Consider the following 23,662-nt stretch of genomic DNA (forward strand, 5'->3'; position numbering starts at 1 on the left):
CCCCCGTCGGACGCGCCCATCAGAATCCTACGGCGCAACCGTCCTTGCGGTGGTCCGAGCCGGCGATCAGCAGGCCGGCCGCGTGGTCGATCCAGATCGCCTGACCGCCGCCCATCGCCTCGTCCCGGCGGACCACCGCGTGGCCGCGGCGCGCCAGCTCCGCCGCGGTGTCCTCCGCCACGGTGGGCTCGATCTCCAGAACGCCGTTGAAGGCGAAGCTGCGCGGCTCGTCGATGGCGGTCTGGACGTCCAGCCCGCGGTCGAGCACCGCCGACACAAAGGCGCCGTGCCCCGCCGCCTGATAATGGCCGCCCATCACGCCGAAGGGACAGACCGCGCGCCCGTCCTTGCGGATCAGGCCGGGGATGATAGTGTGCAGCGGGCGGCGGCGCGGCGCCAGGGCGTTGGGGTGCCCCTCGGTCAAGCGGAAGGAGGTGCCGCGGCTGTGCAGGAGGACGCCGGTCGCCGGGTCGAACTGCACGCTGCCGAAGCTGTGGAAGATCGAGTTGATGAAGGAGATGGCGTTGCCGTCGCGGTCGACCACGCTGAGGCAGACCGTGTCCTTGTGCTCCGCCTCCGTCCACAGCGCGGGGGGCTGGGCGCGGGCCGGGTCGATGCGGCGGCGCAGCGCCGCCGTCGCCTCCGCGGACAGCAGCGCCGCGGCGGCGTCCGGTCCGCCCTCCCCCACCAGGATGTCACGGTGGTGGTAGGCGAGCTTGGTCGCCTCGGCTTGCAGATGGTGGCGGTCCGCGTCGCCGACCGACGGCGACAGGTCGAAGCCGCCCAGCGCGTTCAGGATCATCAGCGCGGCGAGGCCCTGGCCGTTCGGCGGGCACTCGAGAATCTCATAGCCGCGGTAGTCGGTGGCGATGGGCGTCACATACTCCGCCCCGTCCTGCGCCGCCGCGAAGTCGTCCAGCGTGTGCAACCCGCCGCGGGCGCGCAGGAAGCCGACCAGCGACTCCGCCGTGGCGCCTGTGTAGAAGGCCGCCGCCCCGTGCGCCGCGACGTCCCGCAGCCGTTGCCCGAGCAACGGCTGGGCGTGGCGTTCCCCGGCGCGCGGCGCGCGGCCGCCGGGCAGGAAGACGGCGCGGCAGCCCTCGTCCGCCGCCAGCAGGGGGACCGCCGCCGCCCAATCCCGGGCCACCCGCGGGGAGACGCCGTAGCCCTCCTCGGCGTAGCGGATGGCGCGGAGGAAGATCCGGTCGAGCGGCAGCCGCCCATGGTCGGCGTGCAGCCGCGTCCAGGCGGCGACGGCGCCCGGCACGGTGACCGCGTGGGCGCCGTGGCGCGGGATCTCGCCGGTGACGCCCAGCCCGGCCAGACGCTCCACACTGGCGGCAGCGGGGGCGCGCCCGCTGCCGTTCAGGGCGACCACCGGTCCGTTCGCCGGGGCGTAGAGGGCGAATCCATCGCCGCCGATGCCGGTCATGTGCGGCTCGACCACGCATTGCACCGCGACGGCGGCGATGGCCGCGTCCACGGCGTTGCCGCCCGCCGCCAGGATTTCCAGGGCCGCCGCGCTCGCCAGCGGGTGCGATGTGGCCACCGCGGCCTCCGTCGCCACCAGCGCCGACCGTCCGGGCCGGCAGAAGTCACGCATCACGATGGGAGCCTCCGGACCGGGGGAAAGGATCAATGCGGGCTGCGGCGCAGGGGAACCACGCGGCGTCCCCGCACCTCCGGCTCTTCCGCGCCGTGGGCGTGCACCTTCTTGAGCTGGATGACGTAACGCTCGGCGCCGTTGACCATCACGGCGATGACGGTCGGCCCGTTCGCCCAGTCGCTAGGCACGAGGTGAAGTTCCTTGATGCGCGCGGTTCCGGCGGTCAGCTCCGCAAGGTCGAGAACCTCGTCCCCGGCGCGAAACCCCAGATATTCATCAACGATCATGGCGTCCGGCGGCAGTGTCTTGGCGGCAGTGTTCCCAAGCCTACCAGCACCGCGGGCGGCGGGCCACCGTGCAGGCCGCCGCCCGGCGCTTTTTCATAGGGGGCCTTACGAACGGCGCGTCATACGGCGACGCGCGTCAGGTGGCGGTGCGCGTCATATGATTGTCCCAACGGAAGTCGGCCAGCCGCAGGCCGTCGCCCGGCAGGTCCGGCGCCGCGCCGACCGTCCGGAGATTGCCCAGCCCGCTGCTCGCCAGGAAACCATCGCCGTCCGGGGCGATGCCGCAGCCGTCGGGCAGCGCCGCCGACCCCAGCCAAGCGCCGGTGGCGTCGTCCCACAGCCCGATGATGCCGCCCTTGGGCGAGCTGGCCGCGACCTTGCCCCTGTCGGCCGCGACGCTGCCGATGTAGCCCTCGAACCGGGACAACTCGTCGTCCGGCGTCTCGAACAGGCGCACCGCGCCGCCGCCCGGACGGTGCGTGCCGGTCAGCGGCTGGAGCATGCCGACGGGCCGTTCGTCCTGCGCGCCGAAGGCGATGCCGCCGTCGGCCAGGGCGGCGATGTGGCGGATGCCAAGGTTGGCGTGCTCCTCCGGCAGGCGGACCTGATCGAGCAGCATTCCGCTCGCCACCTCGACATAGGTGATCGAGGAGTCCATCTCGTCCAGGTTCAGCTTGGCCCGGCCGGTGTCCGGGTGGGTGATGACGCCGCCGTTGGCGACCGCCAGGACCGTGCCGTCCGCGATCATCAGAAGCTCGTGCGGCCCCAGCCCGTGGGTCGGCATCGCGCCGACGCGGCGGTAACCGTCCATCGCGTCATAGACGCCGATCGACCCGGCCTCGCGCGGCACGTCGTCCTCCGCCACATAGAGCAGGCGCCCATCCGTGGAGAAGGCGCCGTGCCCGGTGAAGCGGCGGTCCTCCGGCGCGCGGACCACCGGCCCCGGGCGACCGTCAACCAACGACAGCGGCATGAACCAGCGCCCCGGGCGGCGGGCGAAGGCGATCGCCTCGGCCCGCGTCGGGTGCGGGACGACGCCATGGGCGCGGCCCGGCGTCGGGGTGGTGAAGCGCACGCCGCCCGTTCCGTCCAGCGCCGCCACACCATACTCCGGCGCGGCCGCCGCGGTGGCGTAGGCGTTGAGGAACAACGTGCCCCCCGCGGTCTCCGCCCGCGCCGGCCCCAGAAGAGCGCCGAGCAGGCCGCCCCCAAGCAAACCACCGCCAATCAGAAGCAGGGTGCCCCGGCGGGTCGTGTCCATCGCTCAGTCTCCATCCAGTTCGTTGAAGCCGATGCTGATGTCCAGCAGCGGCGCCACCGTGCCGGTCAGCAGGTTGCGCACGTCCTTGGCCCGTTGCAGGGTGGTCTCCACGGACTTGCGCTTGGCCGGATCGGCGACGGCGACGTTGATCGGGGTGGGGATCGCCTCGGCGGCGCGGATCGCGGCGGTGAAGCCCTCGTCCAACGCGCGTCGGGCCTGCGCCCCGGCATCGCCGGCGGGCAGCAGGGCGGTCAGGCCGGGGCCGCCGCTCTCACCCAGCATCAGGGCGCGCAGCGCCTCCAGGTTGATGCGCACGTTGCGGGCCGACTGGCCGCTGCGCAGCGCCTCGGCCACCGCCGGCTTGGCCTCCCCGGCGTTGGGGCCGAGCGGCGCCAGCAGCTTCTGGTCGGCGACCACCTGCAAGGCGGTGAGCGATCCGGTAAAGAGGACGTTGACCGCGGAACCGGCGTCGGGACCGAGCGCGGTCTGCTCCCCGGCGGCCAGCGGCGCCTCCAGCGCCTTCCAGCCGTCGCGGACCTCGCGGGTGATGGCGAGGACGTTCTGCGCCACCGCGGCGGCCAGCGCGCCGCGGAAGCGCCCGGCCTCATCCCCCTGGAATCCAGCGGCGGTGACGCCCTCGTCGAACAGCAGACGCTCCAGCGCGGTCAGTCCCTGCACCGCGGCGCTCTGGCGGGCCAGCCCGCCGGGCTCCAGCAGCTTCGGATCACGGTTCTTCAGCATGGCGAGGATCTGGCGCTGCACCACCCCGGCCCGCTCCGGCCAGAAGGCGATGCGGTCGGCGCGCAGTTCCATCGCCAGCGGTCCGGAGCGCAGATGCTGGACACCGGCCCAGGCGTCGTAGAGGGCGCGGTGGGCGGCGCGGCAGCTCTCCAGCCCGTCCGCGGTCGGCGCCGCGGCGAACTGCGCCAGCCGCTCCGCATAGATGCCGGCGGCACCGGCCAGAGCGTCGAAGCGCGGCAGGGCGTGGGTTCGGACCAGACCGCCCAGCACGGCGGCGTCTCCCGCCGGCTCCCGCGCCGCCAGGGCGAGCTTGCCCGGCAGGAGGATCGACAGGGCGGCGGCCGACATCAGGCCGATCACGCGGCGGCGTTGCATTCTCATCACCTATGCCATTCAAACCGTGTGGACTTTAGAGCCCCAGAACGAAACGCACCAACTTTTCCCGGTCGCCGCGCGGCAGGGCCATGAAGGCGCCGCGCGCCTTGTCCGCCTCGCCGCCGTGCCACAGGATGGCCTCGGTCACGCTGCGCGCCCGCCCGTCGTGGAGCAGGGCCAGTGTGCCGTCGGACTCCGCCAACCGCTTCATCCCCCACAGCGGCGTCGTGCGCCAGTCGCGGCCCCGCGCCTCGCCCATCGCCACGCCGTCGGCCAGATCTTCGCCCAGATCGTGGAGAAGCAGGTCGCTGTAGGGGAAGATCGTCCGGCGGGACAGCGCGGGGTATGCCGCGTCCTCCGCCGTTGTGAAGGAGGGGCGATGGCAGGACGCGCAGCCGGTGGCGGCGAACAGCGCAGCACCCGCTTTGTCGCGCGGCGCCTCAAGCCCGCCGTCGGGCGGCAGGGTGCGCAGATAGCCGTCGATCAGCCCGATCACCGTGGAGGGGATCTCCAGCCCCTCATATTGCGGGGAGTCACCGTGCGGGGCGTTCCGGCATTCGGTCTGCGCCGGGGTGCAGTCGCCCCACGGCTCGGGATAGGCCGGGGTGGACATGCCGATGTCGAGGCTGAATGCCTCCGAATTCTGGCGGTGCAGCGTCGGGTGGACGGCCTTCCAGCCGAAGCGGCCGAGCTGCCGCGTGCCCTCCGGCGCCACCCGGTTGGGACGCCCCGCGATGCCGTCGCCGTCGCGGTCCTCCGGATCGGCGCCGGCCAGGATGTCGGCTTCGGGGATGCGCTCCAGCAGGCCCATGCCGCGCACGGACGGAGCGATGCGGGCGGAGATCGCCGTCGCCTCGGCCAGCGGCCCGTAATTGAGATCGGTGACGGACAGCAGCGGGCGGCGCAGCGTCGCCGTGTCGCCGTCGGGGAAGCGCACCGTCTCCTCGCGGTAGGTCAGGACGGGCTGGCCCTCGATGGCAAAGCCGAGCACCGCGTTGGTCTGGATCTGCCGCCCATAGACGGGGTCGCCGCTGAGCTTCAGCGCGTAGCCGACGCCGCGGTCGTCGGGAACGGCGGGATCGGGCGGTCGCCCCTGGCGGGCCGCCGGATGGCAGGCGGCGCAGGAGCGGGCGTCGTAGAGCGGACCCAGCCCGTCGTTGGCGTGCGTCACCGTCGGGGCGCTGACCCACATCCGCCGGAACAGCTTCTCGCCGATCCGGGCGTCGAGGTCGCCCGCCACCGCCGGCAGGGCCGGCAGCAAGGCGAGCAGGAAGGCGAGGCGGGCTTTCATCGGGCGTGCAGGCATCGGTCGGGCGGAGTGCCCCATCTCATGAAGACGAAAAGGCCGGGCTGCGGCCCCTCCCCCGCGCGGGCGGGCGGTGGGGAGCGGACAACGCCGCCCCACGCGGGAAGGAGGGTCCGCAACCCGTGGTCCGCCGGCTTGCTTGCCGACGTCTTACTTGCCGACGCCTTACTTACCGACGGCCGACGGGTTGTCGAGGCTGTCCGAACCTTCCAGCTCGACCGAGACGCCCAGGGCGGCGACGACGCCTTCCAGGGCCTTCTTCTGGTCGACCAGACGGTCCACCGCGGTCGAGACGATCGCGTTGCCCTCGGCGTTGTCGGTGCCGATCATCTGGTCGTAGGCCATCTTGCCGCTGTCGGCCGTGTCCTTCATGACCTTCATCGCGGCGGTGGTGGCGGTCATCGCCTCCTTCACCTTGGCGTCGGCCTCCGGCGCGGTGGCGGCGACATACTGCGACAGCGACGGGCCGGTCACGACCTTGCCGTCCACGCGGGTGTAGCGGCCGCTGTAGACGTTGACCATGCCGATCTGGTCGTAATAGTGCGAGTTGTGGGTGTTGTCGGAGAAGCAGTCATGCTCCTCCTCCGGATCGTGCAGCATGAGGCCGAGCTTCATGCGCTCGCCGGCCAGCTCGCCGTAGCTGAGGCTGCCGAGGCCGGTCAGGATGCGGGCGACGCCCTCCGACTCCTTGGCCTTGGCGACGGAGGCGCGGGCCTTGCCCTTGGCGCCCCAGGCCTTGGCCATCTCCTCCAGATCCTCGACCAGCATCTGGGTGGCGACGGTCAGGAACTGGGCGCGGCGGTCGCAGTTGCCGTTGGTGCAGTCCTTACCCTTGGCGTAGTCGGTCGCCTTGCGGTCACCGGCCCCCGGACCCGTGCCGTTCAGGTCCTGGCCCCACAGCAGGAACTCGACGGCATGGTAGCCGGTCGCCACGTTGGCCTCGACCTTGCCGGCCTCGTGCAGTTTGTCGGCCAGCAATTCCTTGGTGATCTTGCGGGCGTCGATGGTCTTGTCGCCGGCCTTGATCTTCGGGTTGGCGATCACGTTGGCCTTGGCGAACGGGTTGCTGTCGCCGCCGGCGTAGCCGTCGTCCACATAGTCGATCAGGCCCTCGTCCAGCGGCCAGGCGTTGACCTTGCCCTCCCACTCGTCGACGATCGGGTTGCCGAAGCGGAAGGCCTCGGTCTGCATGTAGGGGACGCGGGCGTTCAGCCACGCCGTGCGGGCGGCGGCCAGCGTCGCCTCCGACGGGTTGGCCACCAGCGCGTCGACGGCCTTCTTCAGCGCCTTGGCGGTGCTGGCGGAGTCCTCGTAGCTGGCCTGGGCGATGTCGGCGTAGGTCTTCACCACGTCCTTGTAGGCGGGCTTGGACGACTGGGCGTCGGCGGCGAGCGGCGCCAGCGCGATGAGAGCCGCGGCGGCAAGGCCGGAGGCGTGCTTGAACATGAAGGTCTCCTCAAGCGTCGGTGATCGTTGGCGTGAGAGCCATGAAAGTGCGAAGCATTCTCAACATGCGCCGCTAATCACTTTTATTGTCAAGATGCAATTGCCGAGCAGGCTGCGCATTGCCGAATTTGCGGCGGACGGCGGGGCCATCGCGGCGGCCCCACCTGCCCGCGCTCACTTCACCAGCGGTTCGTAGCGGGCATCGGTCAGCGTCTTCATGAAGGCAACCAGCGCCTTGATTCGGCGGTCGTCGAGCGCCGGGCCCTCCTCCAGCTCCTTGATGGAGACGGTGGCGGCGATTTCCGGATTGCCCCAGGGCTTGCCGGTCTCCGGGTTGATCTGGTCCGCCGGCCTGGTGCTGTTGTACTTGTTGTAGAAGCGGACGACGGTCTCCAAGTCCTTGAAGACGCCGTTGTGCATGTAGGGGCCGGTCACCGCGACGTTGCGCAGGGTCGGCGTCTTGAATTTCCCCTCATGCGCCTTCTGGCCCTTCAGCGCCGGATTCTCGGCCAGCCCGCGGTCGATGTGAGTCGCCGCCACCCCGTTGGCCGCCCGCAGCTCCGCGTTCACCGGAACGCCGATGTTGTGGTACTCGTAGTTGGTGAAGACCTCGTTCGCCGCCGCCGGCATGGCGTTCAGCTTGTGGCAGACGTTGCAGTTGGTGAACTGCTGCGAGAAGAACAGGGTCATCCCCAGTTCCTCCTCGCCGGTCATCTTGTACTCGCCGCGCAGATAACGGTCGTACTTGGAATCGAAGGGCGAGAAGACGTCGGTCGTCTCGAAGGCGGCGATGCTGTCGGTCATCGCGTCGTAGGCCTGCTCGGCGTCGTCCAGCACGCCCGCGCCATAGAGGGCGACGAAGCTCCGCGCGTAGTCGGCGTTCTCCTTCAACCGCCCCTGCACCTCCGCCTTGGAGGCCATGGCCATCTCGGCGGGGTTCAGCGGCGGCCCGCCGGCCTGCTCCTGGAGGGTGGCCGCCCGGCCGTCGTGGAACTGCCCGCCGAAGGGAACCCCGCTGGCCTTGAAGCCGAAGCGCGGGGCGAGATGGGCGTAGGCGGCGGTCGGCGCGTTGCGGTCGCCCAGCGACTTGCCGTCGGCCCCCAGCGACGCCGCGCCGCGCGGGTCGGCGAAGCCGAACTCCGGATTGTGGCAGGTCGCGCAGGACTGGCTGCGCGTGGAGGACAGGTTGTTGTCGAAGAACAGCGCCTTGCCCAGCTCGGCCTTGGCCTTCTGAATCTCTGCCTTCTGGATCTCTGCCGGATCTGCGGCCAAGCTGGAGCCACCGGCGATCAACAGGGCGGACAGCGCCGCGGCCGGCGCGACATATTTGCCGAACAATGACATCCTGACTCTCGCTCCTTGACGGCGGTGGCCCGCGGCGGCAATCCATGGCGGGGCCTGCCGGTCAGTATCCATGCCCTTCGGCCTGGATGATAGTTATTCTCATTATCACGAACGTGCGACCTATTGCCACTGGTCGTAGGACCGGCGGGATTAACACCTCGCCCCATTCGTCCGGCCCCGTTCCCGGATGGACGATCCGGTCCGGGCGCTTCGGCATGACGGAAAAGGGTACCCCGACCCGGCTACCGACTCTGCTTCGCCAACCGGTGGGCTTGCCGCCATTCCGGGGCGAGGCGGCACCACCGTCGGGATTCCAAATGCTCCGCGCGCCGCGAAGGGAGCGGTAACCCCGGCGTCGGCACAATCCCCGCATAGTCCGATAATCACTTTAAATTCTAATCATTTTCTTTCAAAGCAACCCGTTCGTTATCCACGCCTCCGCACGGCGCTCTCCTTCCCGTTTCTTTGGCGCGACTCTTCCACACATGGCGTCACCCGCGCTTTGCCTGAAAACGGCGCGGAAAATTGTGCTGCGGACTGCGGGGACAACGGCCTCGGCCCGCCGGACTACCCCTATCGATAGGTTTATTAAAATACCGAGCTTCGACATCCTTCAAATCACAGACGCCGTGCATTCTCTAAAAATCAGTAATCAATCCTCTCCGCTTCACTACGTCGAAGCGAAAACCCTTCGTATCACAATTATCAACGGAGACCATCAATGACCCTGTTCGCCAACATCCGCGCCGTCATTTCCCCGCTCCAGGCCGCGACCAAGGACCGCAAGGGCATCACGGCCCTCGAATACGGTCTGGCGGCGGCGCTCGTCGCACTCGTCATCATCGGCGGCGCCCGCACCTTCGGCACCAACGTCAGCACCCTGTTCACCGGGATCGGCACCACGGTCAGCGGCACCTCGACGACCATTCCGTAAGCGCCGCCACCCCTCCTCCCTCCCACGCAAAGCCCCGCCATGGATACGATCGCGCTCTTCGATCCCCTCTCCCTGGCACTGCCCATGGCGGGGCTTGCGCTGGGCTGGGCGGCGGCGGACGACCTGTGCCGGCGCATCATTCCGGACACGGCGGCCATCCTCCTCGCCACCCTCGGCCTCGCGCTTCCGTTGTGGCAGGGCGGCCCCTTTCCCTGGGTCAGCCTTGCCGCCGCCGCCACGCTGTTCCTCGTCCTGTGCGTCCTGCACGGGCGGGGCTGGCTGGGCGGCGGGGATGTGAAGCTGGCCTCGGCCATCCTGCTGCTGGTCGGGGTGGAGCGGGCCGCCGCCTTCGCGACCGCCACCGCGCTGGCCGGCGGGCTGCTCTCCCTTCTCTATCTCGCCGGGTGGCTGGCCCTGCGCAACGCGAGCCCGGCGCGCCGGTTGCTGCGCCGCTTCGGCAGGCGTTCCGGCCCGGCCCGTCTGCCGGCCCGCATCATGGCCCATCTCCTGGCGGCCGAGGCGCACCGCATCGCCACCCGCCATTCCGTCCCCTACGGCGTCGCCCTGGCCGCCGGCGGGCTGCTCACCCTCTCCAACCCCACCGGAGGAGCGGCATGGTTCTGAGAGTGCTTTTCCTGTCCCTGCTGCTCGTCGGGCTGTCGTTGGTTGGCTACGTCTCCTTCTCGATGCTGCCGGCCCCGACCGCCGCCGTCGCGGTCCCGGCGCCCCAGGCGCCCATGGACTCCGTGCTGGTCGCCGCCCGCCCGATCTCCACCGGCATGCTTCTGCGCGCCGAGGATCTGCGCTGGGAGCCCTGGCCGCCGGGCCGTCTGGGCGATGGCTACATGGTGCGGGGCCGCGTGGCGGAAAGCGCCTACAGCGGCGCCGTCACCCGCCGGTCCTTCGCGTCGGGCGAGCCGATCATGGCCGGCCACATCGTGGCGCCGGGGGAGCGCGGCTTCCTCGCCGCCGTCCTGTCACCGGGCAGCCGCGCCGTCTCGGTGGCGGTGGACGCGGTCAGCGCGACCGGCGGGCTGATCTGGCCCGGCGACCGCGTGGATCTGATCCTGACCCAGAATTTCGAATCCCACGCGGGGCGCGACCTGCGCAGCCGGGCGGTCGGCGAGACCGTGCTCCAGAACCTGCGCGTCATCGCCATCGACCAGCAACTCGGCGAGGCGGGCATGATGAAGAACGGGCCGGACGGGCGCATCCCCCGCACCGTGACGCTGGAGGTCACCGCCCGTCAGAGCGAGACGGTCACCGTCGCCGCCACCATGGGCAAGCTCTCGCTGGCGCTGCGCAGCCTGCTCGCCGACGAGACCGTTCTCGCCGCCGGGGAATCGGAACCCGCCTCCGCCCCGACCTGGGCCGAGGACGTGTCGCCCGCCCTGCGCCAGCTTCCCGCGGCCCACAGCGCGGAGGCGCCCGCCCGCCGCCCGGCGCTGCTCATCATCCGCGGTTCCAAGACGGAAACACTCGAACGCTGAACCGGCGCGCCGACCCAGGGGGGACGAACTCATGACGATGACCACCACAACCACCATGGGCCGGGCCGCAGCCTTCATGGGGGCGGCCCTCCTGGCCGGACTGTTCGCGACGCTGGCCGCATCGCCCGCCCAGGCGCAGCAATCCCAGTCGCAGCAGCGCCCCCGCGAGATCACGCTGGAGGTCGGCGGCGGACAGCCGGTCAACCTGCCAGCCCCGGCGGCCAGCGTCTTCACCTCCGCCCCGGAGATCGCCGACGTGCAGGCCTCCGGCCCGCAGGCCTTCTTCATCGTTGCCAAGACGCCGGGGCGGGCCAGCGTCTACGCCCTATCGGCGGACAACAAGCCGCTCGCCTCCTTCAGCGTCGTCGTCACCATGCCCATCGGCGACCTGCGGTCGAAGCTGGTCGCCCAGGTGCCCAACGCCGCCATCGACGTGCAGAGCACCGGCAACGGCATCACGCTGACCGGCACCGTCTCCTCCCCCGCCACGGCGCGACAGATGGTCGAGCTGGCCGAACGCTACGTCGGGCAGGGGCAGACCGTCACCAACCGCCTGACCGTCGCCTCCCCCGCCCAAGTGAACTTGCGCGTCCGTGTGGCCGAGGTGTCGCGCCAGGTGACCAAGGAGCTGGGCGTCAATTTCGAGAGCATGTTCAACATCGGCTCCTTCGCCTTTGGGATCGCCACCGGGCGCCCCATCCTGGACGCCGCCGGCAATCTGATCCGCGCCATTCCCCCCACCAACTCCTTCGGCGGCAGCTACCGCTCCAGCAACGGCCGGGTGGACATCAACACGGTGGTGGACGCGCTGGCAGAGGACGGGCTGATCACCGTGCTGGCCGAACCGAACCTGACCGCCCTGTCCGGCGAGACGGCCAGCTTCCTGGCCGGCGGCGAGTTCCCCATCCCGGTCGCCCAGTACGACCGCACCACCACCATCCAGTTCAAGAAGTACGGCGTCAGCCTGGACTTCACCCCCACCGTACTGGGCGGCGGCCAGATCAGCATGCGCGTGCGCCCGGAGGTCAGCGAACTGACCAACAACGGCGCCGTCGTGGTCGACTCCATCCGCATCCCCGGCCTGTCGGTGCGCCGCGCCGAGACCACCATCGAGCTGGCCAGCGGGCAGAGCTTCGCCATCGCCGGCCTGCTTCAGAACAACACCACGGCGACGCTGGACGCCGTGCCGGGGCTGGGCGACGTGCCGGTGCTGGGGGCGCTGTTCCACTCCAGCAAGTTCCGCCGCAACGAGACGGAGCTGGTCATCGTCGTGACCCCCTATCTCGTCCGCCCGGTGTCCGCCGCCAACGCCCTGTCCGCCCCAACCGACGGCTTCGTCGCGGCGACCGACGTGGAACGCATCTTCCTGAACCGCGCGCAGAGCCTCCAGCCCCCGCCGGGCGGCGGCGCCCCCACTTCCGCCGCCCCTATCGCCATCGGCCCTGGCGCCACCCGCCTGCACGGCGACGCCGGCTTCACCCTCCAATGACCCCTTTCGCGGAGCACAGCGCCATGCCCAGAGCCATGCGAACGCCGATGCTGCTTCTGCCACTCCTCACGGGTCTGCTGGGCGGCTGCGCCGTGCCGCAGACGCCCCCGCCGATGCCCACCGCCCAAGTACCCGCCGTGAGGGCCATCGGCAACACCGTCCCCTTCGCCATCGACCCGCGCAGCGGCGCCATCGCGGCGGAGGAGCGCGCCCGCGTGGTCCGCACGGTGGCCGGGCTCGGCCGCGACACCACCCCCCACGTGACGGTCACCGGTCCGCTGCTGGCCCCCCCGGCGCGGGCCGCCGTCGCCTCCCTGCTGGGCGGGGCCGGGGTGCCGGCGGAGAACGTCACCTTCGCCCCCGACCAGACCGGCGCCCCGGCGCTCCAGGTGACCACCTATGTCGCGCTGGCCCCGGACTGCGGGGCGTGGAGCGACATCTACAACGGCTGGTACCAGAACAGCCCGACCGAGGCTCTGGGCTGCAGCAACCAGCGCAACCTCGCTTTGATGCTGGCCGATCCGCGCGACCTCGTGCAGGGCCGCGAGACCGTGCCGGCCGACGGCCAGCGCATGGCCGGCGCCGTCCAGCGCTACCGCGCCGACAAGGTGAAGCCCTTCGTGAAGGGGAACAGCACCAGCGCCTTCCTGCTGGCCCCCGCCCTGAACGGAAGCCAGGAGGACCAATGAGCCTGCTCGCCACCCTTCTCGGCGATGCGCCGTCGCCGGCCGACGCCGCCCGCGGCACCGGTCCCCGCCTGCTCGCCTACGTCGCCGACGCGGCCAGCGCCGCCCTGCTGACCCGCACCGCACCGTCCCTGCTGCCCTGCGAGGTGCGGACCGGCGACATCCGCAGCGCCGCCCGCGACCTGGCACGCCAGCGCTCGCCCGACCTGCTGCTCGTCGATCTGTCCGGCGTCGCCGAGCCGCTGGCCGCCATGGAGGCGCTGGCCGGGGTCTGCGACCCGTCGGTGCGGGTCATCGCGGTCGGCGACAGCAACGACATCGGCCTCTACCGCGACCTGCGGCGGATCGGGGTCAGCGACTACCTGTTCAAGCCGCTGTCCCGCGACCTGCTGGAGGGCGCGCTGCGCGCCGCCGGCGCCGGCGCCGCGGCGGACGAGGCGGCGGGCCGGCTGGGCAAGCTGGTGGCGGTGGTCGGCGCGCGCGGCGGCGTGGGTGCGACCACGGTGGCGGTGCATCTGGGCTGCTGGCTGGCCGATGGGGCGCGCGGACGCACGGCGCTGATCGACCTCGACCTGCAGAACGGCACGGTGGCGCTGGCCCTCAACCTGCGGCCCGAGCCGGCGCTGCGCGAGGCGGTCGAGGCGCCCGACCGGGTTGACGACGTGTTCATGGAGCGCGCCATGGTCGCCGCCTCCGACCGCCTCTCCGTCCTGGCGGCGGAGGAGCCGGTGGAGGACGTGATCGACATCGCGCCGACCGCCGCCCTGTCGGTGCTGAACCGGCTCCAGGCCCGCCACAACTACGTCGTCGTGGACGCCGGCCGCGCCCAGGGCGGGGCCGCCCGCGCCGCACTGGAGGCGGCCTCCATCGCCGTTCTGGTCGGCGACGCCAGCGTCGCGGGGCTGCGCGATCTGGTGCGGCTGCGCGCCGCCATCGCGCGGCGGGCCGGCGGCGGGCGGCTCGTCACCGTCCTGAACCGGCGCGGCGCCCCTGGGGAGCTTCCTGCGGCGGACCTGATGCGCACGCTGGGCGAACCGCCGGAACACGCCCTGCCCTACCGCCCGGTGCCGCTGGCCGTCGCCGCAGGCGTCGGCGAGCCGGCCTTTCGCCACTGCCGCCGCTTCCGCGAGGCCATGGAGCGGCTGGGCGCCGACGTCGCCGGGCAGCCCGCCGCCCAGGACGGCCTGTTCCGCCGCTGGGTGCGGCGATGAGCACGCTGTTCGGCCGCAAGGCCGCACCCCCCTCCCTGTCCGTGGCGACGAGCCCGCCGCCCGAGGAGCCGAAGCCCGCCGCCGCGCCGGCCCCGGCGGCAGCGGCGCCCATCCCGCCGCCGCCGGCCGCGCTGCGCCCGGTCAACCGCTCGCTGAACGACATCCGTTCCCAAGTGCTGGCCCGCATCGACCCGGCGACCATTGCCGACATGCCGGCGGAGACTCTGCGCCCGCTGGTCGAGCGGCTGATCGACGACATCGCCACCACCAGCCGCAGCCAGTTGAACGGGCGCGAGCAGGCCACGCTGGCGACGGAGCTGGTCCACGACATGATCGGGCTGGGGCCGCTGGAGCCCCTGCTGGCCGACGACGCGATCACCGACATCATGGTCAACGGCCCCTCCCGCACCTTCGCCGAGCAGCGCGGCAAGCTGGTGGAGATGCCGGTGCGCTTCCGCGACGCCGGGCACCTGCTGAACATCGCGCAGCGCATCGCCTCGGCGGTCGGACGGCGGGTGGACGAATCCAGCCCCATGGTCGACGCCCGGCTGGCCGACGGCAGCCGCGTCAACATCATCGTGCCGCCGCTGGCGCTCGACGGCGCCTGCATCTCCATCCGCAAATTCGCCCGCCGCACCATCGGCTTCCGCGAGCTGGTGGAGTTCCGCAGCCTGTCGGAACCGATGGCCCGCGCGCTGGAGATCATCGGGCGCTGCCGGCTGAACGTGATCATCTCCGGCGGCACCGGCTCGGGCAAGACGACGCTGCTCAACGCCATGTCCCGCCCCATCGAGGCGACCGAGCGCGTCATCACCATCGAGGACGCCGCCGAACTCCAGCTCCAGCAGCCCCACGTCGTGCGGCTGGAGACGCGCCCGCCCAACCTGGAGGGCCAGGGGCAGGTGACGCAGCGCGACCTCGTCCGCAACGCCCTGCGCATGAGGCCCGACCGCATCATCATCGGCGAGGTCCGCGGGGCGGAGGCCTTCGACATGCTCCAGGCCATGAACACCGGCCATGACGGGTCGATGTCGACCATCCACGCCAACAACCCGCGCGACGCGCTGAGCCGCGTCGAGAACATGGTGCTGATGGCCGGGATGAGCCTGCCCAGCCGGGCCATCCGCCAGCAGATCGCCGGGGCGGTGCACGTCATCGTCCAGGTCCAGCGCATGCGCGACGGCGTGCGCCGCATCACCCACGTCACCGAGCTGGTCGGCATGGAGGGCGACGTGATCCTGACCCAGGACCTCTTCACCTTCGAATTCCGCGGCGAGAACCGCGACGGCATCCTGGAGGGGCGCTACGCCGCCACCGGCCTGCGCCCGCGCTTCGCCGAGCGGCTGGCCTATTTCGGGCAGGAGGCGGCCTGGAACGCCGCCACCACCGGCCTCTGAGACGGGGGGATACGCGATGGACCGCATCCAGGCCCTTCAGCTCGCCACCCTCCTCCTCGGCGTCGGGACGCTGCTCTTCGCCCTCTCCACCCTGCGCGCGTTCCGCCGCCACACGGCGCTGCGCCGCCGGCTGGCCGCCCTGTCGGCGGAAGCGCGGACGGTGACGGAGGACGGCAGCCCCGACATCACCGGCGCCGGCTCCCTGACCCTCGCCGACCGGGTGAAGCGGCGCATGTCGCGCTTCTACGCGCGGCGCCAGACCGTCTATCTGCCGCCGGGCATCCGGCTGTGGCGGGCGCTGCTGTATGCCGTGATCGCCGCCGCTCTGTGCTGGTGGCTGGGCGGGCCGGTGCTGGGCGAGGCGGGCGCCACGACCGCCGCCGCCGTGGCCCTGCTGGTCACCCCGCGCGTGGTCTTCGCCGCCAGCCGCCGCAAGACGCTGGAAGCGCTGATGAACCAGCTTCCCGACGCGATCAGCCTCGTCGTCCGCGCCACCCGCGCCGGCATCCCGGTCTCGGAAAGCCTGCGCATGGTCGGCACCGAGCTGTCGGAGCCGATCGCCCCGCTGTTCCGCCGCATCGTCGACGAGACGGCGATGGGCATCGACCTGGAGACCGTGCTGTCCCGCGCCGCCGCCAACGTCCGCCTGCCGGAGTTCCGCTTCTTCGTCGTCACCCTTCTGCTGCAGCGGGAGACCGGCGGCAACCTGACGGAGCCGCTGGAGAATCTGGCCGACATGATCCGCCAGCGCCGCCGCGTGCAGATGCGCACCCGCGCCCTGACGTCGGAGGCGCGCAGCTCCGCCGCCGTGCTGGCCGCCCTGCCCTTCCTGGCCGGCGGCGGCATGGCGATGCTGAACCCCGACTACGCGATGCGGCTGATCGACGAGCCGAGCGGCCAGACGATGCTGGCGGTGGCGGGCGGGCTGCTGCTGGTCGGCGTCGGTTCCATGCAGCTCCTCATCCGGAGGACCCTGTCATGAGCGGTGGCCTCATGAGCGGCGGCCTGATCCCGCAGCCGGTCCTTCTCGGCTTCGGCGTTCTGATGATCCTGACCGGGGTGGCCGGGCTGCGCTCCTGCGTGCTGCGCGAGCGGCTGCTGGCCCGGCTGGAGCGCCTGCGCGCCGGAACCGCGCCGTCCGCCCTGCCGGAGACGGAGCGTCGCAGCCTGCTGAGCCGGATCGGCGCTTGGCTGGCCCGCACGCCGTTGGTCGGGTCCGCCGACCGGGAGCGGATGCGCAAGAGCCTAGTCGCCGCCGGCTACACCCAGCCCGGCCACCTCTATTCCCTGCTCGGCATCAAGCTGCTGTGCATCGGCGCCGGGATGGCGCTGGTCCCGGCGGCGGCTGGCGACATGCTGCCGTCGCTGATCGGCGCGCCGGGCGCCGCCGCGCAGGTGGTGGCCGGCGCCCTGCTCGGCTGGCGGCTGCCCGATCTGGCCCTGGGCCGGATGCGCGACCGCCGGCTGGAGGAGGTGCGCAACGGCCTGCCCGACGCCCTCGACCTGCTGGTGATCTGCGGCGAGGCCGGCCTCGGCCTGGAAGCGGCGGTCGACCGCGTGGCCCGCGAGGTGGCGACCGCCTACCCGGCGCTGAGCGCCGAGCTGTCGGCCACCGCGGCGGAGATGCGCGTGCTGTCCGACCGCGGCGGCGCGCTCAACAATCTGGCCGCCCGGCTGGACATGGAGGGCGTGCGCGGCATGGCGACGACGCTGATCCAGGCCATGCGCTACGGCACGCCGCTGGCCCAGGCGCTGCGCGTCCTGGCCGGGGAGATGCGCGCCCAGCGCCTCGCCCGGTTCGAGGAGAAGGCGGCCCGCCTGCCGGTGCTGCTCACCCTGCCCATGGTGGTCTTCATCCTGCCCTGCGTCTTCATCGTCGTCGGCGGCCCCGCCATGCTCGACGTCTCGCGCAGCTTCGACAGCGCCGGCACCGGCCAGCAGACCCATTCCAGCCAGTCCCCTTCCAACCCGCCCCACAGCCAGACCAAGGGAGGTCAGCCATGATCGCCACCCCGTCCCTTCTCCCGTCCGGGAAGCGTCTTTCCGGTCTGGGCCGTGCCGCGGCGGCCGCCCTGCTGCTGCTGTCGGTCAGCGCCTGCGCCAGCGCGCCGGGCGGCGGGCCGGTGGGGTCGAAGAGCGGCCCGACGGCCAACGCCACGCTGGACGATAAGGCGCGCGTGCAGCTCCGCCTCGCCCGCGCCGCGCAGGAGGCTGGCAACGCCGGCTCCGCGGTGCGCTTCTACCGGGCGGTGCTGGATCAGGCGCCGGGCCATGTCGGCGCCCTGCTCGGGCTGGGCGAGACCCTGTCGGAGAGCGGCTCCGCCGCCGACGCGGTGGTCGAGCTTCAGAAGGCCGCCGCCGCCGTTCCCGACAATGTGGAGGTGCAGACGGCGCTGGGCCGCGCGTTGGTCCGCGCCAACCGTCCCGCCGACGCGTTGAACCGCTTCGACGCCCTGCTCCGCCGCAACGACGACGACCTGCGCGCCCGTCTGAACCGCGGCGTCGCCCTCGACCTCGCCGGGCGGCACGCGGAGGCCCAGACCGAATACCGCCACGTCCTGAAGACCGAGCCGAACAACATGACGGCCATGGCCAACCTTGGCCTGTCGCTGGCGCTGAACGGAAGCGCGGAGGGCGTGGCGATCCTGGAGGGGCTGGTCCAGGGCGGCGTGGACTCTCCCCGCGTGCGCCAGAACCTCGCGCTGGCCTATGGGCTTAAGGGCGACCTGGAGGCGGCGGCCCGCGTGGCCCGGCTCGACCTCGACGACGCCAACGTGCGTTCCAACCTGGCCTTCTACGAGACGGCGCGCCAGTTCGTCGCCCTCAAACCGTGAGGCGGTCATGCTTAGCCGCAACCGCAGCCTTTTCCTCCGTGCCCTGCGTGACCGCCGGGGCCTGACCACGCTGGAGCTGGCGATCGTCTCTCCGGCGCTGATCGCGGGCATGATCGCGCTGGCCGAGGTGTCCTATTCGCTGACCGTGGACGGTCTGCTGAATCACGCCGCCCGCGCCGCCGCCCGCAGCGGCTTCACCGGGGAGCTGGCGAGCGGCTTCACCGACCGTCGCGCCCAGGTCTGCGACACGGTGCGCCGGCTGACCTCCCGGGTGCTCGACCAGAGCCGCCTGTCGGTGCGCAGCCACAGCTACGCCTCCTTCACCACGCTGGGGCAGGTCAACGGCGGGGTTCCGCCCTCCACCGCGCTGACCGACCTGAATTGCGGCTCCACCAACTGGGACGCAAAGCAGAACGGGGCGGCGCTGGGCGGCAGCGGGCAGGTCGTCGTCTACGCGCTGCGCTACACACAGCCGGTGCTGACCGGGCTTGGCGCCACGGTGCTGGGCCGGGCGGAGCTGGTCCACGAAGCCCGGCTGGCCGTGCGCAACGAACCCTTCATGGTGGGGGAGTGACCGGCATGACGGGATATCGTCCATTCCGCCGAAATCCGTTGCGCGACCGGCGCGGCATCGCGGCGCTGGAAATGGCGTTGCTGGCGCCCGTCCTTCTGCTGCTGGTCACCGCGACGGTGGACGTGGTCCGCTACGTCAGCATCAGCCTGACCCTGAACCGCACCGCCGCCAACGTCAGCGACATCGCCACCCAGTTCGACAAGCTGCGCGCCGGCATGACGGTGGTGAAGGGAAACGAGGTCGGCGTGCTGTTCCTCGCCGCGACGGAGGTCGCCCAACCTCTGGACCTGATGGCCGGCGGGCAGGTGATCGTCAGCTCGGTCGCCAACATGGGACAGGGGTCGCGGGTGATGTGGCAGCAACGGGCCGGCACCGGCTCCGCCGCCAGCCACCTCGGTGCCGCGGGCGGGGTCGCCACGCTGCCGCCCGGCTTCACCCAGCAGCCCGGCGACAACGCCATCTTCACCGAGCTGTTCTACCGCTTCACCCCCTATCTGCTGAGCGGACCATGGCTCGGCGACGCCGGGACCTCCACGACGCTCTACGCCAGCGCCGTCTACCAGCCCCGGCTCGGCACGCTCACCACGCTGGAGACCGGGCCATGAGGATAGTGCTCAACTCTGCGGGCCGCTTGCTCACCTCCTTGGACGCGGTGCGGCGGGACCGGCGGGGCGCCACCGCATTGATGTTCGCCGCCGCCGCGGTGCCGCTGCTGGGCATGGTCGGGCTGGCGGTGGATTACGGGCGGGCCTTCCTGGTGCAGTCGCGGCTTCAGACCGCCATCGATGCCGGGGCGCTGGCCGCCGGCAAGATGCTCAACTCCTCTGCGGAGGCGCAGCGGGACATCGCCATGTTCGTCGCGGCCAACCTGCCGCCGGGCTTTCTCGGCGCGGCCATTGGCACCCCGGCGGTGACCCTGGACCAGACGAACCAGCGCGTCGGCGTCTCCGTCACCGCCACGCTGCCGACGACCTTCCTGCGCGTCCTGCGGGTGAACCAGCTCACCATCTCCGTCACCAACCAGGTGCAGCGCGCCAACGCCGGTCTGGAGCTGGCCTTGGTGCTCGACGTCACCGGCTCCATGGCGACCAACAACCGCATCGGGGAGCTGCGCAGCGCCGCCACCGACCTCGTCAACATCCTGTTTGGGCCGGGCAGCACGCCGCCGAAGAACCTGTGGGTTTCCATCGCCCCCTACGCGGCGGAGGTCAACATCGGCAAGACACGCACCACTTGGCTGGCGGCGGGCAGCTACGACGCCACAAAATGGGCCTCCCAGGGCTGGCGCGGCTGCGTTCTCGCCCGCACCCAGCCACAGGACCAGACCGATACCCCGCCGGCCTCCGCGCCCTTCAAGCCTTTCTGGTACCCGAACAACCAGTACAGCGGGAACAACAACGACAACCCCTGGACCCCGAACAACATCACCGATGACGGCACCTACCGCCAGACCAACGACATGGCCGGTCCGAACCTCGGCTGCCCGCCGCCGGTCATGCCGCTGACCAACGACCGGTCGGCCCTGCTGTCCAAGATCGCCGGGCTGAAGCCGGTGAACCGCGGCGGCACCATGGCGAACCAGGGGCTTCAGGCCGGCTGGTTCACCCTGTCGCCGAAATGGCGCGGCCTGTGGGGCGGCACGACGCCGAACACGCTGCCGCTCGATTACGGAACGCCCGACATGTCCAAGGCGGTCGTCCTGCTGACCGACGGCAACAACGAGTGGTACAAGTACAAGCCGCAGGGCGACTACACCAGCTACCAGCGCCTCGGCGACGGGCTGCTGGGCACCACCAACCCCAACCAGGTGACGACGGCGATCGACAACCGCATGTTGACGCTGTGCAGCAACATGAAGGCGGCGGGGATCACCCTGTTCACCATCACCGTCGGGGACAGCGCCAGCAGCGCCACCCGCACGCTCTACCAAAGCTGCGCCTCGCCCGGCCCGAACCACTATTTCGACAGCCCGACGCCGGCGGACCTGCAGACGGTGTTCCGCACCATCGCCGGCCAGCTCAGCAATTTGCGGATCATCCGCTGATCGGCTGGCGCTGATCGGCTGGCGCTGATCGGCCGATAGCATGGCCGGGCGCGGTATGGCGGAGACGGCGGTTTATGACCTATTGCGCATTGGTCCGCCGCCGCCCGATGGGCTACAGGATTCGGGACCGTGCAGACAAGAGGCCCGCCCGTCATGTCCCAGACCTTCCCCCAGACCTTCCATGTGATCGTCGCCGAAGACGACCCGGTCGTCGCGGTCACCATTGCCGAAACCCTGGAGGAACGCGGCTTCCGCGTGACCATCGGGCGCAACGGGTTCGATGCCTTCAAGATCGACCAGAACGATCCCGCCGACATCCTGATCACCGATCTGCGCATGCCGCATTTCGACGGCACCAGCCTGATCGCCCGCATGCAGGAGCAGCGTCCCGAGTTGCCCATCCTGGTGACCACCGGCTACAGCGACAACCTGCCCAAGGAGGAGCCGGGCCAGTTGTCCGTCGTCCAGAAGCCCTTCTCCGAGGACAGCATCGTCCGGGCGGTGCAGAGCCTGCTCGGGGTCGCCTGATCGGACCGCCGGAGGGTGGCAGCGAAAAAAGTTCACTCTCCGGTGAAGTTCCTGCTTGCGCTGCGCCGCTGGGACCCGTATAAGCCGGCCTCCGTTCCGGATTAGCTCAGTCGGTAGAGCAGCGGACTGTTAATCCGCGTGTCGCTGGTTCGAGTCCAGCATCCGGAGCCATATTGCGGGTGTAGCTCAGTTGGTTAGAGCGCCGGCCTGTCACGCCGGAGGCCGCGGGTCGAGGGTTCGAATCCCTTCGCCCGCTCCAGTTTCGGGGCACGACAGTGTCTACGGGGGCCGCTTGTTCATCAAGCGGCCCCTCGTCGTTTCAGGCGTCGTTTGAGACCAACCCGTTCCTTCCCCATCCCGCTCAGCCGAAATAGGCCGACGGCGTCACGCCCAGCGTCCGCTTGAACACGGCGATGAAGGCGCTGACGCTGTCGTAGCCGAGGTCGATGGCGACGGTCGTCACCGGCACGCCCTCGGCCAGCATCTCCAGCGCGCGCATCAAGCGCGCCCGCTGCCGCCACACGGTGTAGCTGTAGCCGGTCTCCGCCACGAAGCGGCGGCTCAGCGTCCGCTCGGACACGCCCGCCCAGGAGGCCCAGGCGTCCATGCCGCGCCGATCCCCGGGATCGTCGAGCAAGGCCCGCGCGATCCGCAGAAGGCGCGGATCGCGCGGCATCGGCAGGGTGAAGGGATCGATGGGCGACGCCCTGAACTCGTCGAGGAGGACCATGGCAAGGCGCCACTGCGCCTCGTCCAGTTCCACCCCCTGCCATCCGGAGGCGCGGAGCACCGCCTCGCGCAACAGGCCGGACACCTTGATGATGCAGGGCCGGTCCGGCAGCGTCGCGCAGGCGGCTTCCGTGACGTAGCAGCTCCACCCCTCGACAGCCCCGTGGGTGTAGCCGTGGTGCGGCTGGTGGGGCGGAAGCCAGACCGCGTGCTCGGCGGGAACCACCCAGGTGCCCGTCTCCGTGCCGATGGTGAGCAGTCCGCGGCGCAGACCGGAGAGCTGTCCGCGCGGGTGGCGGTGCAGCCCCAGCGCGCGATGTTCGGCCTGCGTTTCGTAGATGGTGACGATGATCGGGTCGCGCGCATCACTCGCGGCGAAGGCGAACCGCTCTTCGGACATGGCGTCAACCCGCTATCGAATGGCCGCCATAGCTTAGCGCCACCTTCGGTGCCCCGCTAGACTGCTCGCGACAGGAGAAAGCCATGCCCCCACAGAATCCCCCCTCCCCCACGCCCGACCTCGACCGGCTTTATGACCCGCCCATGGAGCATGTCCAGAAAGCGGTCATGACGGAGTTGATCTCCTTCCACGCCGATTACCTTGCCAAGGCCACTTTCTTCTGCCTCGCCACCGGGCGCGCCACCGGTCTGGACGCCTCGCCGCGCGGCGGCCCGCCGGGCTTCGTCAAGGCGCTCGATGCCAAGACCATCGCTTTCGCCGACTGGCCGGGCAACAACCGGATCGAGTCCATGCGCAACCTGCTGGAGGACGACCGCTTGGGGATGCTGTTCCTGTTCCCCGGCCTGGACGTTTTCATGCGGATCAATGGGCATGGCCGCGTCTCGGACGATGCGGATCTCCGCGCCAGCCTCGCCGAGGGGACGAAAATTCCCAAGACGGCCATCGTCGTGAGCGTGGACGAGGTGCTGTTCCACTGCGGAAAGGCGGTGAACCGGGCCAAGCTGTGGGCTCCGGAATCGCGAATCGGGCGTGGCGTGCTCCCAACCCCCGGCCAGATGCTCGCCGCCATGACCAAGCAGGACGCCTCCGCCGCCGCGGTCATCGATGCGCGCTACGACCATGCGATGCGAAACGACCTCTACGGCTGAGGCGCAGGGCGGGACGCCGGCGATCGCCCTTTTGATCCCCTCCCCCGCCCTCGGCGGGGGAGGGTTAGGGAGGGGGCCCGCAGCGACGGCCAGACACGACGAAAAGCCGGCGCCTCCCACTGGGGAAAGCGCCGGCCTTGCCGTTCATGAAGCCGATTGTCAAGTGTGTTTGAGCCCTGCTCCGTCCACGTCCTTGGATGGTTTGGCGTGTGCCGTGGTGACCTGGCGGCGACCTACTCTCCCACGTCTTAAGACGCAGTACCATCGGCG

Annotated in this window: 24 protein-coding genes and 2 tRNA genes; 18 read left to right on the forward strand and 8 right to left on the reverse strand. The window is 71.0% G+C overall.

The features are described from left to right. Positions 1 to 19: 19 nt before the first annotated feature. The 6 genes from AC1DVI_RS27210 to AC1DVI_RS27235 form a co-directional block, all read right to left on the reverse strand. Entirely contained in the window at positions 20 to 1,603 is a 1,584-nt protein-coding gene (locus AC1DVI_RS27210; RefSeq protein ID WP_476960657.1) for a gamma-glutamyltransferase family protein, read from the reverse strand. Positions 1,604 to 1,635: 32 nt separating this feature from the next. Continuing rightward, a complete protein-coding gene (locus AC1DVI_RS27215; RefSeq protein WP_149167507.1) occupies positions 1,636 to 1,893 on the reverse strand; it encodes a hypothetical protein in 258 nt (85 codons plus the stop codon). Between the two features lie 136 nt (positions 1,894 to 2,029). Beyond that, positions 2,030 to 3,154: a DUF1513 domain-containing protein gene (locus tag AC1DVI_RS27220; RefSeq protein ID WP_476960636.1), complete on the reverse strand. Its 1,125-nt coding sequence runs from the start codon at positions 3,152 to 3,154 to the stop codon at positions 2,030 to 2,032. Between the two features lie 3 nt (positions 3,155 to 3,157). Beyond that, positions 3,158 to 4,270, reverse strand: coding sequence for an imelysin family protein (locus AC1DVI_RS27225; RefSeq protein WP_476960637.1), 1,113 nt, complete (start codon positions 4,268 to 4,270; stop codon positions 3,158 to 3,160). A 34-nt stretch (positions 4,271 to 4,304) separates the two neighbouring features. Beyond that, positions 4,305 to 5,561 carry a di-heme oxidoreductase family protein gene (locus tag AC1DVI_RS27230; protein ID WP_476960638.1) on the reverse strand — a complete coding sequence of 419 codons (1,257 nt, stop codon included), beginning with the start codon at positions 5,559 to 5,561 and terminating at the stop codon, positions 4,305 to 4,307. Positions 5,562 to 5,741: 180 nt separating this feature from the next. Next, on the reverse strand, positions 5,742 to 7,022 hold the full coding sequence (locus AC1DVI_RS27235) for an imelysin family protein (RefSeq protein WP_476960639.1): 1,281 nt from the start codon (positions 7,020 to 7,022) through the stop codon (positions 5,742 to 5,744). On the opposite strand from AC1DVI_RS27235, the gene AC1DVI_RS27240 reads away from it, so the two are divergent. Then, complete coding sequence (locus AC1DVI_RS27240) at positions 7,015 to 7,218, forward strand: hypothetical protein (protein WP_476960640.1); 204 nt, start codon at positions 7,015 to 7,017, stop codon at positions 7,216 to 7,218. The genes AC1DVI_RS27235 and AC1DVI_RS27240 overlap by 8 nt on opposite strands. On the opposite strand, the gene AC1DVI_RS27245 is transcribed toward AC1DVI_RS27240, so the two are convergent. After that, positions 7,197 to 8,366 (reverse strand): cytochrome-c peroxidase, encoded by a 1,170-nt coding sequence (locus AC1DVI_RS27245; RefSeq protein ID WP_476960641.1) that lies wholly within the window; start codon positions 8,364 to 8,366, stop codon positions 7,197 to 7,199. The genes AC1DVI_RS27240 and AC1DVI_RS27245 overlap by 22 nt on opposite strands. 721 nt (positions 8,367 to 9,087) lie before the next feature. Between AC1DVI_RS27245 and AC1DVI_RS27250 the strand changes: the two genes are divergently transcribed. The 16 genes from AC1DVI_RS27250 to AC1DVI_RS27325 all read left to right on the forward strand — a co-directional run bounded on the left by AC1DVI_RS27250 (position 9,088) and on the right by AC1DVI_RS27325 (position 21,812). Continuing rightward, the gene (locus tag AC1DVI_RS27250) at positions 9,088 to 9,300 is read left to right on the forward strand and encodes a Flp family type IVb pilin (RefSeq protein ID WP_476960642.1); all 213 of its coding nucleotides are present in this window, start codon (positions 9,088 to 9,090) and stop codon (positions 9,298 to 9,300) included. 39 nt (positions 9,301 to 9,339) lie between these two features. Further along, positions 9,340 to 9,924: a prepilin peptidase gene (locus AC1DVI_RS27255; RefSeq protein ID WP_476960643.1), complete on the forward strand. Its 585-nt coding sequence runs from the start codon at positions 9,340 to 9,342 to the stop codon at positions 9,922 to 9,924. Continuing rightward, entirely contained in the window at positions 9,915 to 10,790 is an 876-nt protein-coding gene (gene cpaB, locus AC1DVI_RS27260) for a Flp pilus assembly protein CpaB (protein WP_476960644.1), read from the forward strand. The genes AC1DVI_RS27255 and cpaB overlap by 10 nt, the downstream gene beginning before the upstream one ends. A 31-nt stretch (positions 10,791 to 10,821) precedes the next feature. Then, complete coding sequence (locus tag AC1DVI_RS27265) at positions 10,822 to 12,279, forward strand: type II and III secretion system protein family protein (protein ID WP_476960645.1); 1,458 nt, start codon at positions 10,822 to 10,824, stop codon at positions 12,277 to 12,279. Positions 12,280 to 12,302: 23 nt separating this feature from the next. Next, positions 12,303 to 12,968, forward strand: a complete 666-nt coding sequence (locus AC1DVI_RS27270; protein ID WP_476960646.1) for a CpaD family pilus assembly protein — start codon at positions 12,303 to 12,305, stop codon at positions 12,966 to 12,968. Continuing rightward, the gene (locus tag AC1DVI_RS27275) at positions 12,965 to 14,176 is read left to right on the forward strand and encodes a CpaE/TadZ family protein (protein ID WP_476960647.1); all 1,212 of its coding nucleotides are present in this window, start codon (positions 12,965 to 12,967) and stop codon (positions 14,174 to 14,176) included. The genes AC1DVI_RS27270 and AC1DVI_RS27275 overlap by 4 nt, the downstream gene beginning before the upstream one ends. Further along, entirely contained in the window at positions 14,173 to 15,573 is a 1,401-nt protein-coding gene (locus AC1DVI_RS27280) for a CpaF family protein (protein ID WP_476960648.1), read from the forward strand. Before AC1DVI_RS27275 ends, AC1DVI_RS27280 begins: the two co-directional genes overlap by 4 nt. Before the next feature lie 16 nt (positions 15,574 to 15,589). Continuing rightward, positions 15,590 to 16,555 (forward strand): type II secretion system F family protein, encoded by a 966-nt coding sequence (locus AC1DVI_RS27285; protein ID WP_476960649.1) that lies wholly within the window; start codon positions 15,590 to 15,592, stop codon positions 16,553 to 16,555. Then, on the forward strand, positions 16,552 to 17,577 hold the full coding sequence (locus tag AC1DVI_RS27290) for a type II secretion system F family protein (protein WP_476960650.1): 1,026 nt from the start codon (positions 16,552 to 16,554) through the stop codon (positions 17,575 to 17,577). The genes AC1DVI_RS27285 and AC1DVI_RS27290 overlap by 4 nt, the downstream gene beginning before the upstream one ends. Further along, a complete protein-coding gene (locus tag AC1DVI_RS27295) occupies positions 17,574 to 18,407 on the forward strand; it encodes a tetratricopeptide repeat protein (protein WP_476960651.1) in 834 nt (277 codons plus the stop codon). Before AC1DVI_RS27290 ends, AC1DVI_RS27295 begins: the two co-directional genes overlap by 4 nt. A 7-nt stretch (positions 18,408 to 18,414) precedes the next feature. Further along, the gene (locus AC1DVI_RS27300; RefSeq protein WP_476960652.1) at positions 18,415 to 18,981 is read left to right on the forward strand and encodes a TadE/TadG family type IV pilus assembly protein; all 567 of its coding nucleotides are present in this window, start codon (positions 18,415 to 18,417) and stop codon (positions 18,979 to 18,981) included. Positions 18,982 to 18,986: 5 nt separating this feature from the next. Next, complete coding sequence (locus AC1DVI_RS27305) at positions 18,987 to 19,586, forward strand: TadE/TadG family type IV pilus assembly protein (RefSeq protein WP_476960653.1); 600 nt, start codon at positions 18,987 to 18,989, stop codon at positions 19,584 to 19,586. After that, positions 19,583 to 21,025: a pilus assembly protein TadG-related protein gene (locus AC1DVI_RS27310; protein ID WP_476960654.1), complete on the forward strand. Its 1,443-nt coding sequence runs from the start codon at positions 19,583 to 19,585 to the stop codon at positions 21,023 to 21,025. The genes AC1DVI_RS27305 and AC1DVI_RS27310 overlap by 4 nt, the downstream gene beginning before the upstream one ends. A 153-nt stretch (positions 21,026 to 21,178) precedes the next feature. Then, positions 21,179 to 21,553, forward strand: coding sequence for a response regulator (locus tag AC1DVI_RS27315; protein WP_035682866.1), 375 nt, complete (start codon positions 21,179 to 21,181; stop codon positions 21,551 to 21,553). Positions 21,554 to 21,648: 95 nt separating this feature from the next. Continuing rightward, positions 21,649 to 21,724: transfer RNA gene (locus AC1DVI_RS27320), tRNA-Asn, on the forward strand. A gap of 4 nt (positions 21,725 to 21,728) precedes the next feature. Then, positions 21,729 to 21,812 (forward strand) — tRNA-Asp (locus AC1DVI_RS27325). A gap of 102 nt (positions 21,813 to 21,914) precedes the next feature. Here the strand turns inward: AC1DVI_RS27325 and AC1DVI_RS27330 are convergent. Continuing rightward, positions 21,915 to 22,682 carry an AraC family transcriptional regulator gene (locus AC1DVI_RS27330; protein ID WP_476960655.1) on the reverse strand — a complete coding sequence of 256 codons (768 nt, stop codon included), beginning with the start codon at positions 22,680 to 22,682 and terminating at the stop codon, positions 21,915 to 21,917. 83 nt (positions 22,683 to 22,765) lie between these two features. Here AC1DVI_RS27330 and AC1DVI_RS27335 point away from each other — a divergent pair, with 83 nt between their 5' ends. Next, positions 22,766 to 23,392 (forward strand): MSMEG_1061 family FMN-dependent PPOX-type flavoprotein, encoded by a 627-nt coding sequence (locus AC1DVI_RS27335; RefSeq protein ID WP_476960656.1) that lies wholly within the window; start codon positions 22,766 to 22,768, stop codon positions 23,390 to 23,392. Positions 23,393 to 23,662 lie beyond the last annotated feature (270 nt).

Source organism: Azospirillum sp. P4_B5, assembly GCF_056402275.1.

Coding starts and splice junctions, on each gene's coding strand:
- AC1DVI_RS27210 (WP_476960657.1), bottom strand. CDS start 1,603: ATGCGTGACTTCTGCCGGCCCGGACGGTCGGCGCTGGTGGCGACGGAG.
- AC1DVI_RS27215 (WP_149167507.1), bottom strand. CDS start 1,893: ATGATCGTTGATGAATATCTGGGGTTTCGCGCCGGGGACGAGGTTCTC.
- AC1DVI_RS27220 (WP_476960636.1), bottom strand. CDS start 3,154: ATGGACACGACCCGCCGGGGCACCCTGCTTCTGATTGGCGGTGGTTTG.
- AC1DVI_RS27225 (WP_476960637.1), bottom strand. CDS start 4,270: ATGCAACGCCGCCGCGTGATCGGCCTGATGTCGGCCGCCGCCCTGTCG.
- AC1DVI_RS27230 (WP_476960638.1), bottom strand. CDS start 5,561: ATGAAAGCCCGCCTCGCCTTCCTGCTCGCCTTGCTGCCGGCCCTGCCG.
- AC1DVI_RS27235 (WP_476960639.1), bottom strand. CDS start 7,022: ATGTTCAAGCACGCCTCCGGCCTTGCCGCCGCGGCTCTCATCGCGCTG.
- AC1DVI_RS27245 (WP_476960641.1), bottom strand. CDS start 8,366: ATGTCATTGTTCGGCAAATATGTCGCGCCGGCCGCGGCGCTGTCCGCC.
- AC1DVI_RS27250 (WP_476960642.1), top strand. CDS start 9,088: ATGACCCTGTTCGCCAACATCCGCGCCGTCATTTCCCCGCTCCAGGCC.
- AC1DVI_RS27255 (WP_476960643.1), top strand. CDS start 9,340: ATGGATACGATCGCGCTCTTCGATCCCCTCTCCCTGGCACTGCCCATG.
- cpaB (WP_476960644.1), top strand. CDS start 9,915: ATGGTTCTGAGAGTGCTTTTCCTGTCCCTGCTGCTCGTCGGGCTGTCG.
- AC1DVI_RS27265 (WP_476960645.1), top strand. CDS start 10,822: ATGACGATGACCACCACAACCACCATGGGCCGGGCCGCAGCCTTCATG.
- AC1DVI_RS27270 (WP_476960646.1), top strand. CDS start 12,303: ATGCCCAGAGCCATGCGAACGCCGATGCTGCTTCTGCCACTCCTCACG.
- AC1DVI_RS27275 (WP_476960647.1), top strand. CDS start 12,965: ATGAGCCTGCTCGCCACCCTTCTCGGCGATGCGCCGTCGCCGGCCGAC.
- AC1DVI_RS27280 (WP_476960648.1), top strand. CDS start 14,173: ATGAGCACGCTGTTCGGCCGCAAGGCCGCACCCCCCTCCCTGTCCGTG.
- AC1DVI_RS27285 (WP_476960649.1), top strand. CDS start 15,590: ATGGACCGCATCCAGGCCCTTCAGCTCGCCACCCTCCTCCTCGGCGTC.
- AC1DVI_RS27290 (WP_476960650.1), top strand. CDS start 16,552: ATGAGCGGTGGCCTCATGAGCGGCGGCCTGATCCCGCAGCCGGTCCTT.
- AC1DVI_RS27295 (WP_476960651.1), top strand. CDS start 17,574: ATGATCGCCACCCCGTCCCTTCTCCCGTCCGGGAAGCGTCTTTCCGGT.
- AC1DVI_RS27300 (WP_476960652.1), top strand. CDS start 18,415: ATGCTTAGCCGCAACCGCAGCCTTTTCCTCCGTGCCCTGCGTGACCGC.
- AC1DVI_RS27305 (WP_476960653.1), top strand. CDS start 18,987: ATGACGGGATATCGTCCATTCCGCCGAAATCCGTTGCGCGACCGGCGC.
- AC1DVI_RS27310 (WP_476960654.1), top strand. CDS start 19,583: ATGAGGATAGTGCTCAACTCTGCGGGCCGCTTGCTCACCTCCTTGGAC.
- AC1DVI_RS27315 (WP_035682866.1), top strand. CDS start 21,179: ATGTCCCAGACCTTCCCCCAGACCTTCCATGTGATCGTCGCCGAAGAC.
- AC1DVI_RS27330 (WP_476960655.1), bottom strand. CDS start 22,682: ATGTCCGAAGAGCGGTTCGCCTTCGCCGCGAGTGATGCGCGCGACCCG.
- AC1DVI_RS27335 (WP_476960656.1), top strand. CDS start 22,766: ATGCCCCCACAGAATCCCCCCTCCCCCACGCCCGACCTCGACCGGCTT.